We start from the raw sequence: 13,455 nt of genomic DNA, 5'->3' as shown, positions 1-13,455 counted from the left end.
CCAACCGGCCGTCAGGTTGTGGTCTGGGACGCCGGCGGTCGGCGTGGCGGGGTCGGGGTGAGCAGGGCGGGGATGGAGATCGCGATCAAGGCGGAGCCAACCGTGAGCAACACCAGCAGAGGACCGGGCCGTACCAGCGGTTGGCGCTCCATCACGGTGCGACAGCGCGCACAAACCGGAACCGATCCCTTCGGTGGATGCAGGACGATCGCAGGACCGCAACAGCATTCAGGGCATCGGTAGCGGGGCATAGGAAGCGAAACCGGTGGCAGCGCACGCAGGCGTGCAGTGGATTGCGACAATCATGCGTTGCCGCTTGTGGTCACGCCATGCCCCTCAGCTCCTTGGTGCGTCTGCTGCAGACATCGGCGCTGAGTGGTGAGCTGTGTGAGCGGATCGAGCGCTCTGATCGCTTGTTGCTGCGTGGTGCTGGTCGTGTTGCACGCGCTTTGGTGGCCAGTGCCATGGCCCGCCATCAAGACCGGCCCCTGCTGGTGGTGGTGCCCACGCTGGAGGAGGCCGGTCGCTGGACCGCGCTGCTTGAGCTGATGGGGTGGCGTAGTGCCCAGCTCTATCCCACCAGTGAAGGCTCTCCCTACGAACCCTTCGATCCCACCAGTGAAATCACCTGGGGGCAGTTGCAGGTGCTCAGCGAATTGCAGGTGGAGGGGCAGAGCCGCGACCTGGCGATCGTGGCCACAGAGCGCTGCCTTCAGCCCCACCTACCGCCACCGCAGGTTCTCGCTGACCGCTGCCGCACCCTGCGCAAAGGCGACACCCTCGACCTGGAGGCGTTGGCCGTCTCTCTCAGCCAACTGGGTTATGAGCGGGTGTCGACGATCGACCAGGAAGGCACCTGGAGTCGGCGCGGAGACATCGTTGACGTGTTTCCGGTGAGCAGTGAGCTGCCGGTGCGGCTTGAGTTCTTCGGCGATGAACTCGACAAACTCAGGGAGTTCGACCCCGCCAGCCAGCGATCCCTTGATCCGATCGACAGCCTGCGGCTGACCCCGACCGGTTTCAGCCCCCTCATCGCTGAAGCCCTGCGTGAGTCGATGCCCGATGGCCTGGATCAGCTTCTGAGTGAGCAGGCTCTCAATGAGCTTCTCGAGGGTGGCACCCCTGAAGGGATGCGTCGGTTGCTCGGGCTGGCTTGGCAGGAGCCCGCGTCTCTTCTCGATTATCTCCCTGCAGCATGCTGCGTTGCCATTGATGAACGCCGCCATGGACGTTCCCATGGCGAGCAATGGTTTGACCACGCCGAAGAGCACCACGGCGATCTCGGCCTGCCATTGCCAAGGCTTCACCGCCCGATCGATCAGGCCATGGCTTCGGCTGCTGCCTTCCACGGTTTCGATTTGGCGGAGCTCCAGGAGCGCGACGACCACCCCAATGCGTTTGATCTCAACAGCCGGCCGGTGCCGGCGTATCCCAATCAGTTCGGCAAGCTCGGTGAGCTGATCAAGGGTTACCAGCAGGAGAAGCAAGCGGTCTGGCTGCTATCAGCCCAGCCGAGTCGTGCCGTCGCCCTGCTTGAAGAACACGACTGTGTCAGTCGTTTCGTTCCTAATGCAGCTGATGCCGCAGCCATTGAACGCCTGGTCGAGCAGAGCACACCGGTGGCTCTAAAAACCCGTGGTGCCGCGGATCTTGAGGGGCTGCAGCTGCCCGCCTGGCGCGTGGTTCTGATCACTGATCGCGAATTCTTTGGGCAGCAGACACTCACCAGCACGGGATATGTGCGTCGGCGCCGGAAGGCGGCCAGTCGAACGGTGGATCCCAACAAGATGCGCCCCGGCGATTTCGTGGTGCATCGCAACCACGGCATCGGTCGTTTTCAAAAACTTGAGAAACTGGCCATCAGCGGTGAGGTGCGCGACTACCTCGTTGTGCAGTACGCCGATGGCATCCTGCGGGTGGCCGCAGACCAGCTGGGAAGTCTGGGCCGATACCGGGCCAACAGCGATGCTCCGCCTCAGCTGAGCAAGATGGGCGGTACGGCCTGGGTGAAAGCCAAGGAACGGGCCAGCAAGGCCCTTCGCAAAGTGGCGCTCGATCTGGTGAAGCTCTACGCCGAGCGTCATCAAGCGCCGGGGTTCGCCTTTCCTGTTGATGGTCCCTGGCAGAGCGAGCTTGAGGAATCGTTCCCCTACGAACCCACACCCGACCAGCTCAAAGCAACGGCAGAGGTGAAGAGGGACATGGAGAAGTCCCAACCGATGGACCGGCTGGTGTGTGGTGATGTGGGCTTTGGCAAGACCGAGGTGGCGATCCGGGCGATCTTCAAGGCCATCACTGCAGGGCGTCAGGTGGCCATGCTCGCCCCAACGACGGTGCTGGCCCAGCAGCACTGGCGCACCCTCTCTGAACGTTTTGCCCCTTATCCGATCAAGGTGGCCTTGTTGAACCGGTTCCGCACCGCTGGTGAGCGCAAGTCAATCCTCGAGGGATTGAAAAAAGGCACCATCGATGCTGTGGTCGGCACCCATCAGTTGCTCAGCAAAAGCACGGCGTTCGACAAGCTCGGCTTGCTTGTGGTGGATGAGGAGCAGCGCTTCGGGGTGAACCAGAAGGAAAAGATCAAAGCTCTACGCAAGGACGTCGACGTTCTCACGCTGTCAGCAACACCGATTCCGCGAACGCTTTACATGAGTCTTTCCGGTGTAAGGGAGATGAGCCTGATCACCACACCGCCTCCGTTGCGGCGTCCGATCAAGACCCATCTCGCTGCACTCGATGACGAGGCGATTCGCAGCGCGATCCGTCAGGAACTGGATCGGGGCGGGCAGGTGTTCTACGTGGTGCCTCGGGTGGAAGGGATTGAGGACGTCGCTGGTCAGTTGCGTCAGATGCTTCCTGGGCTGAAGCTGTTGGTGGCGCACGGCCAGATGGCCGAGGGTGAGCTTGAAAGTGCCATGGTGGCTTTTAACGGTGGTGAAGCCGATGTGATGCTTTGCACCACGATCGTGGAAAGCGGACTCGACATTCCACGGGTGAACACGATTCTCATCGAGGATGCGCATCGTTTCGGACTCGCCCAGCTGTATCAGTTGCGTGGACGTGTCGGCCGAAGTGGCATTCAGGCCCATGCCTGGTTGTTTTATCCCGGTAATGCCTCCTTGAGTGAGGCAGCGCGTCAGCGTCTGAGGGCGATTCAGGAATTCGCCCAGTTGGGAAGTGGTTATCAGCTGGCCATGCGCGATATGGAGATTCGCGGCGTCGGCAACCTGCTCGGTGTTGAACAGAGCGGGCAAATGGAAGCGATCGGCTTCGATCTCTACATGGAGATGTTGCAGGAGTCTCTGGCGGAGATTCAAGGGCAAGACATTCCTTCAGTGGATGACACCCAGGTGGATCTGCAGGTCACGGCCTTCATTCCTGCGGATTGGATTACGGATGCTGACGAGAAGATGGCTGCGTATCGCGCTGCGGCGGAATGCCTCAGCGGTGATGAACTCGTGGAGCTGGCTGCTCTCTGGGCCGATCGTTATGGAGCACTGCCAGGACCGGTTCAGTCATTGCTGCAACTGATGAATCTGAAGCTTCTGGCCAAGCGCTGCGGTTTTTCCCGCATCCGTCCTGAGAAGCCGAACATTGCTCTGGAGACGCCGATGGAAGAGCCTGCCTTCAGGTTGCTCCGTCAGGGCTTGCCCCAACACCTACACGGCCGCTTGGTGTACCAGGCCGGAACAGGTGCTTCGGCCAAGGTGCTGGCGCGGGGGCTGGGGGTTCTGCCGATGGACAAGCAGCTCGACGAGCTCAAGGGCTGGCTGGAGCAGATGGTGGCTCAGATCCCTGATGCTGACGGATTGACCGCCGAGCAGCGAGAGCAGCAGCAGAAAGCTCAAAACGAGGCTGTTCTGAGCGTCTGAGCCTTAGGGGGCGCTCATGCGGCCAGGAAAATGAGAAGCTTCCGACACATTGCGCAATTCTTCGTTACAGTGATTTTCAGATTCTGGGAACCATGGGCGAATTCGTCGATCCGATCAGTTCCGTAGGCTCCTTCGGCCTGCTATCCAGCCTCGTCGGAGCTGCTGCTCTTGGTGTCTATGCCCTTTGGCAAGATGATTCTCAAAACGACGACGATGACTCCAGCCCTGGTGGCGGCTTGATGCAACCCATTGCTTAAGCCGTAACGTCTTTCTGAGTCAGTCATATCTCGTCAAAACCATCACCCAGTTGGGTGATGGTTTTTTTAATGCGCCGTCCGATGGTGGATGAGTCCCTTGTTGAGGTCCCTCTTCATGCCATCAAGGTGTCAAGCCCTTCTGTTGGGCGGTGTCTCTGTCGTTGTCTTGATGAGTGTTCTGCCCGCTCGCGCGACGTCCTGGGATGCCATCGATGCCCTGCGGGGAAGACTGAGTCGCGCTGGTGTGCGTGTTGTTCAGCAGGATTGTTCTCGTCGCGGTTTGCAGGGCCTGTATCACCCCAGAAGTGACACCCTCGTGGTGTGCCGATCCCATCAGACCCCTGCTCAGGTCTGGGACACCCTGGCCCATGAAGCCACCCATCGCATGCAGCAGTGCGCTGGTGGGCCAATCACCGACCAGCGGCATCACCGATCGATGGCGGCCGCTCTCGTGCGCAATCATCCCGCCGAGATCCGTTCCATGCGTGCCTATCCCAGGGAGCAGCAACTGGCAGAGCTGGAGGCTCGGTACACAGCGAAGCTTCCCCCTCAGCAGGTTCTTCAGCTGTTTGACCGGTACTGCGGATCGCAGGTTCGCGTCTAGAGGCTTGGAGCCAACAGACCCCTTTCTTTTTCCTCAAATCCCATGAATTCACTTCTCATGCAACTTGCCATGGCCGCACTCGGTCAATTCGCTAACGGTGGAAGCGGCATGCCCATGGGCATGCCCGTTGGTGGCTTCCCAGTCGGCGTGGGTGTTCCTGTGGCACCGGTGCTTGGGCCTCGCCGCTCCGGACCTGCCATGCCCCCCGCTGGTCAAACCTCCTCACTCCAACTGGCCTCCTTGGCCACAGTGACCTGCCTGTTGCGTGAAGGTCAGCTCAGCCGGAACCAGGCGCTCACCATGCTCAGCCGTCAGGGTGATGCCTGGGGATGGGATAGCCAGTGGGGACGGCGCATTCCCATCGCTCGGGTTGATCAGGCCATCAGCGCCGCTGGTGGGTGTGCGGCGATGGTGACCCGGATTCAAGAAACAACGCCAACCTCTCCTTATTCAGCCGTTGTTCCAGTCAGCGAACGGCCGCGTTTCGGCGGCAGTCGCAGTGAACAGGAAGGATTCGGTCTTTATCCCTATCGCTGAAGGGCTGACTGCAGATTGGCGCTGCCCGGTTGATAGGCCTGGCCCTGACCGGGCGAGCGGAGAGCCTTGATCAGCGTGGTTTCTGCAGCTCTGTACTGACTGTCCTTCCCTGTTCCCAGCTGTTCGACGGTGAGCGATTGAATTTCCTCTTCGCTCAGTTCGACTGGCACATCGGGGCGAATCCCGTTTTTGTGAATGTCCGTACCCTTTGGGGTGAGGTATTTGGCGATCGTGACGGTGAGTCCGGAACCATCGGAGAGTCCCCGGACCGACTGAACCAAACCCTTGCCGAAGGTTTTCTGACCGACCAGCACAGCTCGGTTGTTGTCCTGAAGGGCACCCGAGAGAATTTCACTGGCACTGGCGGAGCCCTCATTCACGAGCACCACCACGGGGCGGTCCGTGACCGCACTACCGGTGGCGCGACGGACGTCTTGAATCCCGTCGCGTGTTTTGGTGCTGACGATCGTGCCTTCGTCCAACCATTGACGAGCGATATCCACGCTGGCTTCCAAGAGGCCGCCGGGATTGCTGCGCAGATCAAGGACAAAGCCCTGGGCACCTTGCTTTTCAAGGTCTCGGATCGCAGCCCTCATCTCCCGAGACGCTTTGGCATTGAACTGCTTGAGGCGGATATATCCCACCTTTGTGCCATCTGAACCGGAGTTGAGCCGGCTCTCGACGGCGTTGATCTCAATGCGAGCCCGTTTGAGGGGAACAATGACGACTTCCCCTTTGCGGCGCAATCCAAGGGTGACTTCGCTGCCTTCCTGGCCGCGGATCAATTTCACTGCGTCTTCGGTGGTCATCCCCTTGGTGGATTCCCCGTCGATCGAAACGATCACGTCCTTGGGTTGCACGCCAGCCTTCGATGCTGGAGTTCCCTCGATCGGCGACACCACCACGATGTCTTTGGTGTCTTTGTCGAGCGTGATTTGAATGCCCACCCCGGTGAGTTCACCGGAGGTGTCGATCTGCATCTGTTTGAACTCCTTCGGGTCCAAAAAGCGCGTGTAGGGATCGTCGAGGCTGGCCAGCATTCCCCGAATCGCTTCATACGATTCATCCGTGCCTGCGTAACTCTTGGTCAGCAGGTCACGGCGCAGGGTCGTCCACCGTTCTGGAGAGTAGTTACCAGTGGAATCCAGGTAATCGCGATACACGATTTGCCAAACCTGATCGATCACCTCCTTCGGGCTGTCAGTGATCGATGATGACGTTGTACTCGGAAGACCCAGTCCCGGTGCTGCAATCGCCACAGCGGCTGCGATGCCTCCGGCGCCAAGGATCAGCAGCAAGCCTTGGCGATGGGGATGCTCAGGGCTCAGGCGGGGGGTGGGCATAACGTCCTAGAGGACTGATTCCTCAGAGTAACGACATCAGACGGGATCCACCCAGCGTCCGTCGTCCTTGATGAGCTGGATCAGTGCATCAACCCCTTCGGTTTCCGGCACCTTGCGGATCTCATCACGCCCTCTGTAGAGGGAGATGACCCCAGGGGTCTTGCCGACGTAACCGTAGTCAGCATCTGCCATCTCGCCCGGACCATTCACGATGCAACCCATCACGGCGATGTCGAGACCGGTGAGGTGCGAGGTGGCATCCCGAACCTGATTCAGCACTTCTTCGAGATTAAACAAAGTACGACCGCAGCTCGGGCAAGCCACGTATTCGACCATCGTTTTGCGCAATCCCAGGGCTTGAAGGATTGAAAAGCAAACAGGGATTTCTTTCTCGGGTGCTTCGGTGAGTGAAACGCGAATTGTGTCCCCGAGGCCCTCGGCCAGGAGCGTGGCGATTCCGGCGGTGCTTTTGATACGGCCGTAGTCCCCATCACCTGCTTCCGTCACGCCGAGATGGAGGGGGTAGTGAAATCCCTCGCGATCCAGGGTGTCGGCCATCAGGCGGTAGGCCGCAAGCATCACCGGAGCTCGGGAGGCTTTCATCGAGATCACGATGTTGTGGAAGTCGAGTTCATCGCAGAGACGAACAAACTCCATGGCGGATTCCACCATTCCCTCGGGCGTGTCGCCGTAGGTGAACAGCATCCGTTCAGCCAGTGACCCATGGTTGACGCCGATGCGTAGGGCCTTGTTCTGGGTCTTGAGGACTTCCACAAGGGGAGCGAAGTCATCCTTGATGCGCTGACCGATGGCTTCGAATTCTTCACGGCTGAAGTCCTGCCGATCCGGGTCGGGTTTATCGAATACAAACAGTCCCGGATTGATGCGCACCTTGTCCACGTGTTGGGCCACTTCAAGGGCGATGCGAATGCCGTTGTGATGCACGTCCGCCACCAAAGGGACTCCGCAGCCCTGGGCCCTGAGGGCTGCACGAATGTCTCCCATGGCCTTGGCATGAGCCATGGAGGGCGTGGTGACGCGAACGATCTCGCAGCCGGCTTCGGCGAGCCGGCGAATGCCGGCCACGGCACCCTCGATATCAAGGGTGTCTTCATTGATCATCGACTGAACGGCGACCGGGTGCTCACTGCCGATCGGCACGTCGCCCACCATGACGGTGCGGGTCCGACGCCGGTGAATCACCGTGTCGTACCGCTGACTCCGCGCGGTGGCATTGCCGGTCTGAGAAGCGGTGGCCAGGGTGCCGGTCATGGATCGTTCAGGGACCTTGGCCAAACCATGGCATACCTATCCCCCCTGTGCGCTAAGCCTGCGTTTCGCTTCCTGCAAATCCTGGAGGGTGAGTGCCTGAGGGGAACCGGCTTCCCGCGATCGAAACCGCAAGAGATAGGAGGGATGAAACACCGGCATGAAGGCCCTTCCCTCCTGCTCGTGCCACTGACCTCTCAGCTTGCTGATCCCGCTTTTGATCCCTAGCAGCGCCTTTAGAGCCGTTGCTCCAGCCATCAGCACTAAGGAAGGGTTCACGAGCTCGAGTTGTTCCTCGAGCCAGGGTCTGCATTGCCTGATCTCCTCAAGCGTGGGCTTTCGGTTTTGAGGAGGTCTGCACTTGATCACGTTGCAGATGTAGAGGTCTTTGTCCTCATCCAGATCCGCTTCCTTCAGAAGTTCACTGAGGAGCCGGCCAGAACGGCCGACGAACGGAAGCCCCAGGTTGTCTTCATCGGCTCCAGGAGCTTCGCCGATCAGCATCAGATCGGATCGTGGGTTCCCTCTTCCCACCACAACCGTCTGCCTGTGATGAGCGAGATCACAGCGCTGGCAAGCTTCACATCGGTTTTGAAGCGTGTCGAAACCCTTCACATCGCCTCCTCTGGAGCCTCCTTTGCTTGGATGACCAACAGCAAAAAGCGTTGACCCTCGGGATCTTTCAGCCAGCATTCTGCGCCGAAAGATTCCTGGCGGGGTTCTTCCGTGCTGGATCCGCCCAGGGCGATGACTCCATCTCGCCAAGACCGAAGGTCCTCCAGGCTGTTGTTGCTTGTCACCCGCTGAAGGCAAGGTGCCAGAACGGCGCCTGAGGCAGGCCATGGGCGCCGTCGTGACGGCGTGTAGATCTGCAGCGACCCCCCTTCCGGTAAGGGAACGATCCAATGGTGTTCCGCCAGTCCCTTGCGGGCTTCGGTCTGAAGCAGACCGGCATAAAACGCTGCCAGTCGTTGAGGGTCCCGGGCGGCCAGGACCCAGCTGAGGGTGGGCTTTGGGTCTTGCATTTCCCAATGTTCCTTCCTCGGATGAGAGCTTTCCGCATCCGTGCTTGGTTGTCTGTGACACAACATCAGGCAGGATGAGAACTCTCGTACCTGCGCATCCACTGGAGGGGTGCCGCGCCGATGTCACGCCCGCTCTCTTTGTCCAGCCGGGCCGAAGCCCTGCATCCATCGCTCACGCTGGAGATCAACGCGCGGGCCAAGGCCCTGCAACAGGAGGGGCGCGACATTTGCAGCCTCAGCGCAGGCGAGCCGGATTTCGATACTCCCGACTTCATCGTTGAGGCTTCCATCAAAGCCTTGAGAAACGGAATCACCCGCTACGGCCCCGCTTCTGGTGATCCCCATCTGCGCGAATTGATTGCGGCCAAGATCAGTGACGGCAACGGAATTCCCACCACACCAGCTCAGGTTCTGGTCACCAATGGCGGGAAGCAGGCGATTTACAACCTTTTTCAGGTTCTTCTGAATCCCGGCGACGAGGTGTTGATTCCCGCGCCCTACTGGCTCAGCTATCCGGAAATGGCGCGCCTCGCCGGTGCCAGTCCGGTTGCTGTTCCATCGTCTGCTGCGGATGGTTTTCGCCTTGATCTGAATGCTCTTGAGGCCGCCATCACACCGGCCTCCCGGGTGCTTGTTATCAACTCCCCCGGTAATCCAACAGGTCGGGTCCTCAGTCGCGACGAGCTGCTATCCATCGCTGAGCTCGTGCGTCGTCACCCTCGACTCGTGGTGATGAGCGATGAGATCTACGAAAATCTCCTCGACGACGGCGTGACGCACCGCAGCTTTGCCTCTCTTGCTCCCGATCTTCAGGATCGCTGCTTCATGGTGAATGGCTTTGCCAAAGGGTGGGCGATGACCGGTTGGCGCCTGGGGTATCTCAGCGGCCCCGAATCCGTGATCAAAGCTGCATCGGCACTCCAGAGCCAGAGCACCAGCAATGTCTGCAGTTTTGCCCAGCAGGGGGCTGTTGCTGCTCTGACGGGCCCGCGGGACTGCTTGCAGACGATGGCTGAAAGCTACAACCGCCGCCGATCCTTTCTCGTGTCAGGCCTGCAGGCGATGAGTGGTATCACCTTGGTGCCGCCCCAGGGAGCGTTTTATGCGTTCCCTCAGTTGCCAGACGCTTGCGGCGACTCCATGAGCTTCTGTCACAGAGCACTTGAGCAAGAGGGATTGGCGATTGTCCCCGGGGCCGCCTTCGGTGATGACCGCTGTGTACGGGTGTCCTGTGCGGTGTCGCGTGAGACGATTACAGATGGTCTGGCCCGATTGGCCCGTCTGCTTGCTGTGAATTGACGCCCTTTTCGCAGTCGCTGAAGCATCGTTCACCAGAATCTCGTTCATGTCCATCCGAGAACGAGGGGCCGCCGCTCTCCTGGCTTTGTCCTTTTGCCAGTGGGTGGCGGTCCTTCCGTCCATCGCTAAACCAGCGCTTCGCGTCGGTGCCATTCCCGATCAGAACCCCGAGCGCTTGAATCGTCTCTACGGCCAGCTCGCCGATGAGCTGAGCGACCGTCTGAAGGTGACCGTTCGCTACGTGCCGGTGAGCAATTATCCCGCCGCAGTGAGTGCCTTTCGGACCGGAGGCCTTGATTTGGTTTGGTTCGGTGGTTTGACCGGAGTTCAGGCGCGGCTGCAGACCCCTGGGGCCAAGGTTTTGGCGCAGCGGGATATCGATGCCCGCTTTCGCAGTGTGTTCATCGCCAATTCATCAGCTGGTCTTCAACCGATCCAGTCCATCAACGGTCTCGCCAGTTTGCGGGGGAAGCGCTTCACCTTTGGCTCGGAGAGCTCAACGTCCGGACGCTTGATGCCCCAGCATTTTCTGGCGAAGGCAGGGGTCACTCCCAGTCAGTTCAGCGGGGGCCGGGCGGGCTTCAGCGGCAGTCATGACGCCACCATCGCGTTGGTGCAAAGCGGGGCTTACCAGGCAGGTGCCTTGAATGAGCAGGTCTGGACGTCCGCGCTGAAGCAGGGGCGGGTGAACACCGACAAGGTCAGCGTGATCTGGCGAACTCCCGAGTATGTGGATTACCACTGGGTGGCGCGCCCTGATCTTGATCAGCGCTTTGGTTCGGGGTTCACAACCCGTCTGCAGAAGGCGATTCTGGCCATTCAGCCATCCACCCCTCGCCAGGCCACGATCCTCGAGCTGTTCGCTGCTAAGCGTTTCATTCCCGCCGATGCCAGCCAGTACAAGCCGATCGAGACGGTAGGTCGCCAACTCGGCAAGATTCGTTGAGCTCCCTGCTCCAGCTTGAACAGGTGCGGTTGGCCGGCTCTCAGAGAGACCGGCTGATCAGCCTGTCGTTGCGCATCCATCGCGGTGAGCGCGTGGCCCTTCTCGGGCCTAGCGGTGCCGGCAAGAGCTCATTGATTTCCGTGATCAATGGCAGCCTGACCCCGCACCAGGGAACGGTTCTCTGGCGCGGCAAGAGTCTTCGGCAACGCACGCGCCGTCAGCGCTGTGAAATCGGCACCCTTTGGCAGGACCTGCGCTTGATTGAGGAACTCAGTGTTGGGCAGAACATCAATGCCGGCGTGCTGGGCCGGCATGGACTGCCCTGGGCGCTGGCGAATCTTCTGTTCACCATCGGCGCAGCGCCTTGTCTGCAGTGCTTGCGTCAGGCTGGATTGGATCCTCAGGTTCTGGGTCCCGAAGGTCTTGACCGCCCCGTTCAGCAGCTGTCGGGTGGTCAACGGCAACGGGTTGCTTTGGCCCGATTGTTCCGGCAACAACCGTCTCTGCTTTTGGCTGATGAGCCCTTGGCCAGCCTGGACCCAGCCATTGCCGCTGAAGTGCTCGATCGCATTCTGGAAAAGAACGCCGATGGTTCCCTGATCCATGGTGCGGAAGCGGTGGTGGTGTCGCTACATCGCCCGGATTTGATCCATCGTTTTGATCGAGTCCTCGCCCTGCGCGAAGGACGTTTGCGCATCGACGCTCCAGCGACCGCTGTGACGCCTGCAGAACTTGAGGATCTCTACGCACTGTGATGGCGTTGGCCCGACCCAGTGCACCCGCGCTCGCACTGCTGCCAGCTCTGGCCTTGCTGCCGGTGTTGATCACCGTTGTCGCCGGACTTCATGCCGGCGGCGTGGAGATCTTGTTGACATTTCTCGCGGCAGCAGTGCATCCATCCCTGGACCCAGCGCTGCTCACAGCTCTGTTCAGTGCGCTGCAGGTCACGCTGGCGATGGCTCTGGCTGGCTGGAGCCTCAGCTTGGTTCTTGGGGTGCTGCTTGGGTGTTGTGCCTCAGAACGGCTGTTGCAAACGTGGAATTGGCCAACCTGGCCAGCAATGATTCTTCGTCGCACCCTGGCCCTGCCTCGATCGGTGCATGAACTGATCTGGGGACTGCTGCTCCTGCAGGTTCTTGGCTTGCATCCTTCGGTGGCGGTCGCAGCGATCACGATTCCCTATGCGGCCCTGGTGGCTCGCGTGTGGCGTGATCAGCTGGAGGCGCTCGATCCATCCAGGCTTCAGGCTCTGTTGCAGGGTGGTGCCCCCCCCTTGGCAGCCTGTTTCACGGCACTGTCTCCCGCGATGGGCACCGTGTTGATGAGTTATGGCGGCTACCGCCTGGAGTGTGCCTTGCGCAGTGCCACGCTTTTGGGCGTTTTTGGTCTGGGAGGCCTGGGCACTGATCTGCAGCTCAGCCTGCAGTCGCTTCAGTTCAGAGAGCTCTGGAGTGGGCTGTGGATGCTTGGACTCCTCAGTGTTGCTCTCGAGCTGCTGCTCACGCTTTGGCGACGTCAAACTCGCAAGGCCCAGGCTGGCCAGCGACGCCTGTGTCTCTTCCTTGCGGGAACCATTGCGGCGGGGATCGCAGGACGCCTCTGGCTGCAGGTGCTGCTCCCGGATTCCGGCACTGTCGTCTGGCAAGGACTGGCGCTGCCGGACTGGCGCGGTCTCACGCAAGCAGCTGCGGAGATTCCCTGGTTGCCGCTGATTGTTGAGACGCTCCTGCTCACCGTGCTGGCTGCTGGGATTGCGATTGGTCTCCCTCCACTGGCGATGTTGCTGGCCCCCTCGCGGTTTTGGCAGGTGGCTCTCAATCCTGTTTGGGCGCTGCTGCGTCTCATCCCCCCACCGCTCACTGTGTTGCTTCTGCTGCTCAGCAACCGTCCAACCCTTGCGATCGGTGCGCTGGCGCTTGGATTGCACAACGGCGGGGTGATGGGACGCCTGTTGCGCGAAGAACTGGAGCAGCAGTCTGTTGATCAACAACAGGCCATGGCCACCTCTGGAGCGTCAGCACGGCTCGGCTGGCTCTACGGCCTGTTCACGCCGCGCAGCCCTGGGTATCTGGCTTATGGGGCCTATCGCACGGATGTGATTCTGCGGGAGACCGTTGTGGTGGGCCTGATCGGTGGCAGTGGACTGGGTTGGCAGTTGCTGGAATCGCTCAGCTCCTTTCACTGGGATGCTGTTGTGGTGTTGATTGGGGCTTATGCCCTGATCACCCTGCTCGGGGAGTGGTTCAGCGATCAATGCCGGACCCGCTGGCTGCAAAGCTGATCACCCGATATGAGCGACGGAA

General features: G+C 60.4%; 13 protein-coding genes. 8 read left to right on the top strand and 5 right to left on the bottom strand.

Going from position 1 to position 13,455, the window contains the following annotated elements; translation table 11 throughout:
• Nucleotides 1-11 precede the first annotated feature (11 nt).
• Nucleotides 12-302: a hypothetical protein gene (locus SynPROS71_RS08020; protein WP_255442056.1), complete on the bottom strand. Its 291-nt coding sequence runs from the start codon at nt 300-302 to the stop codon at nt 12-14.
• A gap of 27 nt (nt 303-329) precedes the next feature.
• Here SynPROS71_RS08020 and mfd point away from each other — a divergent pair, with 27 nt between their 5' ends.
• From mfd to SynPROS71_RS08000, 4 genes are all read left to right on the top strand, one after another.
• A complete protein-coding gene (gene mfd, locus SynPROS71_RS08015; RefSeq protein WP_186594370.1) occupies nt 330-3,872 on the top strand; it encodes a transcription-repair coupling factor in 3,543 nt (1,180 codons plus the stop codon).
• A 92-nt stretch (nt 3,873-3,964) separates the two neighbouring features.
• On the top strand, nt 3,965-4,129 hold the full coding sequence (locus SynPROS71_RS08010) for a hypothetical protein (protein WP_186594368.1): 165 nt from the start codon (nt 3,965-3,967) through the stop codon (nt 4,127-4,129).
• A 169-nt stretch (nt 4,130-4,298) separates the two neighbouring features.
• Entirely contained in the window at nt 4,299-4,733 is a 435-nt protein-coding gene (locus SynPROS71_RS08005; RefSeq protein WP_255442055.1) for a hypothetical protein, read from the top strand.
• A gap of 42 nt (nt 4,734-4,775) precedes the next feature.
• Nucleotides 4,776-5,270, top strand: a complete 495-nt coding sequence (locus tag SynPROS71_RS08000) for a hypothetical protein (protein ID WP_186594364.1) — start codon at nt 4,776-4,778, stop codon at nt 5,268-5,270.
• On the opposite strand, the gene SynPROS71_RS07995 is transcribed toward SynPROS71_RS08000, so the two are convergent.
• From SynPROS71_RS07995 to SynPROS71_RS07980, 4 genes are read right to left on the bottom strand one after another with little or no spacing between them, the layout of a single operon-like run.
• Complete coding sequence (locus tag SynPROS71_RS07995) at nt 5,261-6,613, bottom strand: S41 family peptidase (RefSeq protein WP_186594362.1); 1,353 nt, start codon at nt 6,611-6,613, stop codon at nt 5,261-5,263. The two genes, SynPROS71_RS08000 and SynPROS71_RS07995, sit on opposite strands and share 10 nt — an antisense overlap.
• Before the next feature lie 36 nt (nt 6,614-6,649).
• Nucleotides 6,650-7,885 carry a (E)-4-hydroxy-3-methylbut-2-enyl-diphosphate synthase gene (ispG, locus tag SynPROS71_RS07990; RefSeq protein ID WP_186594361.1) on the bottom strand — a complete coding sequence of 412 codons (1,236 nt, stop codon included), beginning with the start codon at nt 7,883-7,885 and terminating at the stop codon, nt 6,650-6,652.
• Between the two features lie 36 nt (nt 7,886-7,921).
• Entirely contained in the window at nt 7,922-8,575 is a 654-nt protein-coding gene (locus tag SynPROS71_RS07985) for a uracil-DNA glycosylase (protein ID WP_370586813.1), read from the bottom strand.
• Nucleotides 8,494-8,907, bottom strand: a complete 414-nt coding sequence (locus tag SynPROS71_RS07980) for a VOC family protein (RefSeq protein WP_186594359.1) — start codon at nt 8,905-8,907, stop codon at nt 8,494-8,496. Before SynPROS71_RS07980 ends, SynPROS71_RS07985 begins: the two co-directional genes overlap by 82 nt.
• Before the next feature lie 120 nt (nt 8,908-9,027).
• Here SynPROS71_RS07980 and SynPROS71_RS07975 point away from each other — a divergent pair, with 120 nt between their 5' ends.
• The 4 genes from SynPROS71_RS07975 to SynPROS71_RS07960 are packed head-to-tail and all read left to right on the top strand — an operon-like array spanning nt 9,028 to nt 13,433.
• Nucleotides 9,028-10,206: a pyridoxal phosphate-dependent aminotransferase gene (locus SynPROS71_RS07975; RefSeq protein ID WP_186594358.1), complete on the top strand. Its 1,179-nt coding sequence runs from the start codon at nt 9,028-9,030 to the stop codon at nt 10,204-10,206.
• 46 nt (nt 10,207-10,252) lie between these two features.
• Entirely contained in the window at nt 10,253-11,152 is a 900-nt protein-coding gene (locus SynPROS71_RS07970; protein ID WP_186594357.1) for a putative selenate ABC transporter substrate-binding protein, read from the top strand.
• Nucleotides 11,149-11,907, top strand: a complete 759-nt coding sequence (locus SynPROS71_RS07965; protein ID WP_186594356.1) for a phosphonate ABC transporter ATP-binding protein — start codon at nt 11,149-11,151, stop codon at nt 11,905-11,907. The genes SynPROS71_RS07970 and SynPROS71_RS07965 overlap by 4 nt, the downstream gene beginning before the upstream one ends.
• Nucleotides 11,907-13,433, top strand: coding sequence for an ABC transporter permease (locus tag SynPROS71_RS07960; RefSeq protein WP_186594355.1), 1,527 nt, complete (start codon nt 11,907-11,909; stop codon nt 13,431-13,433). The genes SynPROS71_RS07965 and SynPROS71_RS07960 overlap by 1 nt, the downstream gene beginning before the upstream one ends.
• The last annotated feature ends 22 nt before the right edge of the window (nt 13,434-13,455 follow it).

The sequence above is a fragment of the Synechococcus sp. PROS-7-1 genome, assembly GCF_014279795.1.
GTDB lineage: Bacteria > Cyanobacteriota > Cyanobacteriia > PCC-6307 > Cyanobiaceae > Synechococcus_C.
This window is presented reverse-complemented; position numbering and strand designations above follow the sequence as displayed.

What these genes read in the sequence shown, in the direction of transcription:
- mfd (WP_186594370.1), top strand. Translation starts at nt 330, where the DNA reads ATGCCCCTCAGCTCCTTGGTGCGTCTGCTGCAGACATCGGCGCTGAGT.
- SynPROS71_RS08010 (WP_186594368.1), top strand. Translation starts at nt 3,965, where the DNA reads ATGGGCGAATTCGTCGATCCGATCAGTTCCGTAGGCTCCTTCGGCCTG.
- SynPROS71_RS08005 (WP_255442055.1), top strand. Translation starts at nt 4,299, where the DNA reads ATGAGTGTTCTGCCCGCTCGCGCGACGTCCTGGGATGCCATCGATGCC.
- SynPROS71_RS08000 (WP_186594364.1), top strand. Translation starts at nt 4,776, where the DNA reads ATGAATTCACTTCTCATGCAACTTGCCATGGCCGCACTCGGTCAATTC.
- SynPROS71_RS07995 (WP_186594362.1), bottom strand. Translation starts at nt 6,613, where the DNA reads ATGCCCACCCCCCGCCTGAGCCCTGAGCATCCCCATCGCCAAGGCTTG.
- ispG (WP_186594361.1), bottom strand. Translation starts at nt 7,885, where the DNA reads ATGACCGGCACCCTGGCCACCGCTTCTCAGACCGGCAATGCCACCGCG.
- SynPROS71_RS07985 (WP_370586813.1), bottom strand. Translation starts at nt 8,575, where the DNA reads ATGCTGGCTGAAAGATCCCGAGGGTCAACGCTTTTTGCTGTTGGTCAT.
- SynPROS71_RS07980 (WP_186594359.1), bottom strand. Translation starts at nt 8,907, where the DNA reads ATGCAAGACCCAAAGCCCACCCTCAGCTGGGTCCTGGCCGCCCGGGAC.
- SynPROS71_RS07975 (WP_186594358.1), top strand. Translation starts at nt 9,028, where the DNA reads ATGTCACGCCCGCTCTCTTTGTCCAGCCGGGCCGAAGCCCTGCATCCA.
- SynPROS71_RS07970 (WP_186594357.1), top strand. Translation starts at nt 10,253, where the DNA reads ATGTCCATCCGAGAACGAGGGGCCGCCGCTCTCCTGGCTTTGTCCTTT.
- SynPROS71_RS07960 (WP_186594355.1), top strand. Translation starts at nt 11,907, where the DNA reads ATGGCGTTGGCCCGACCCAGTGCACCCGCGCTCGCACTGCTGCCAGCT.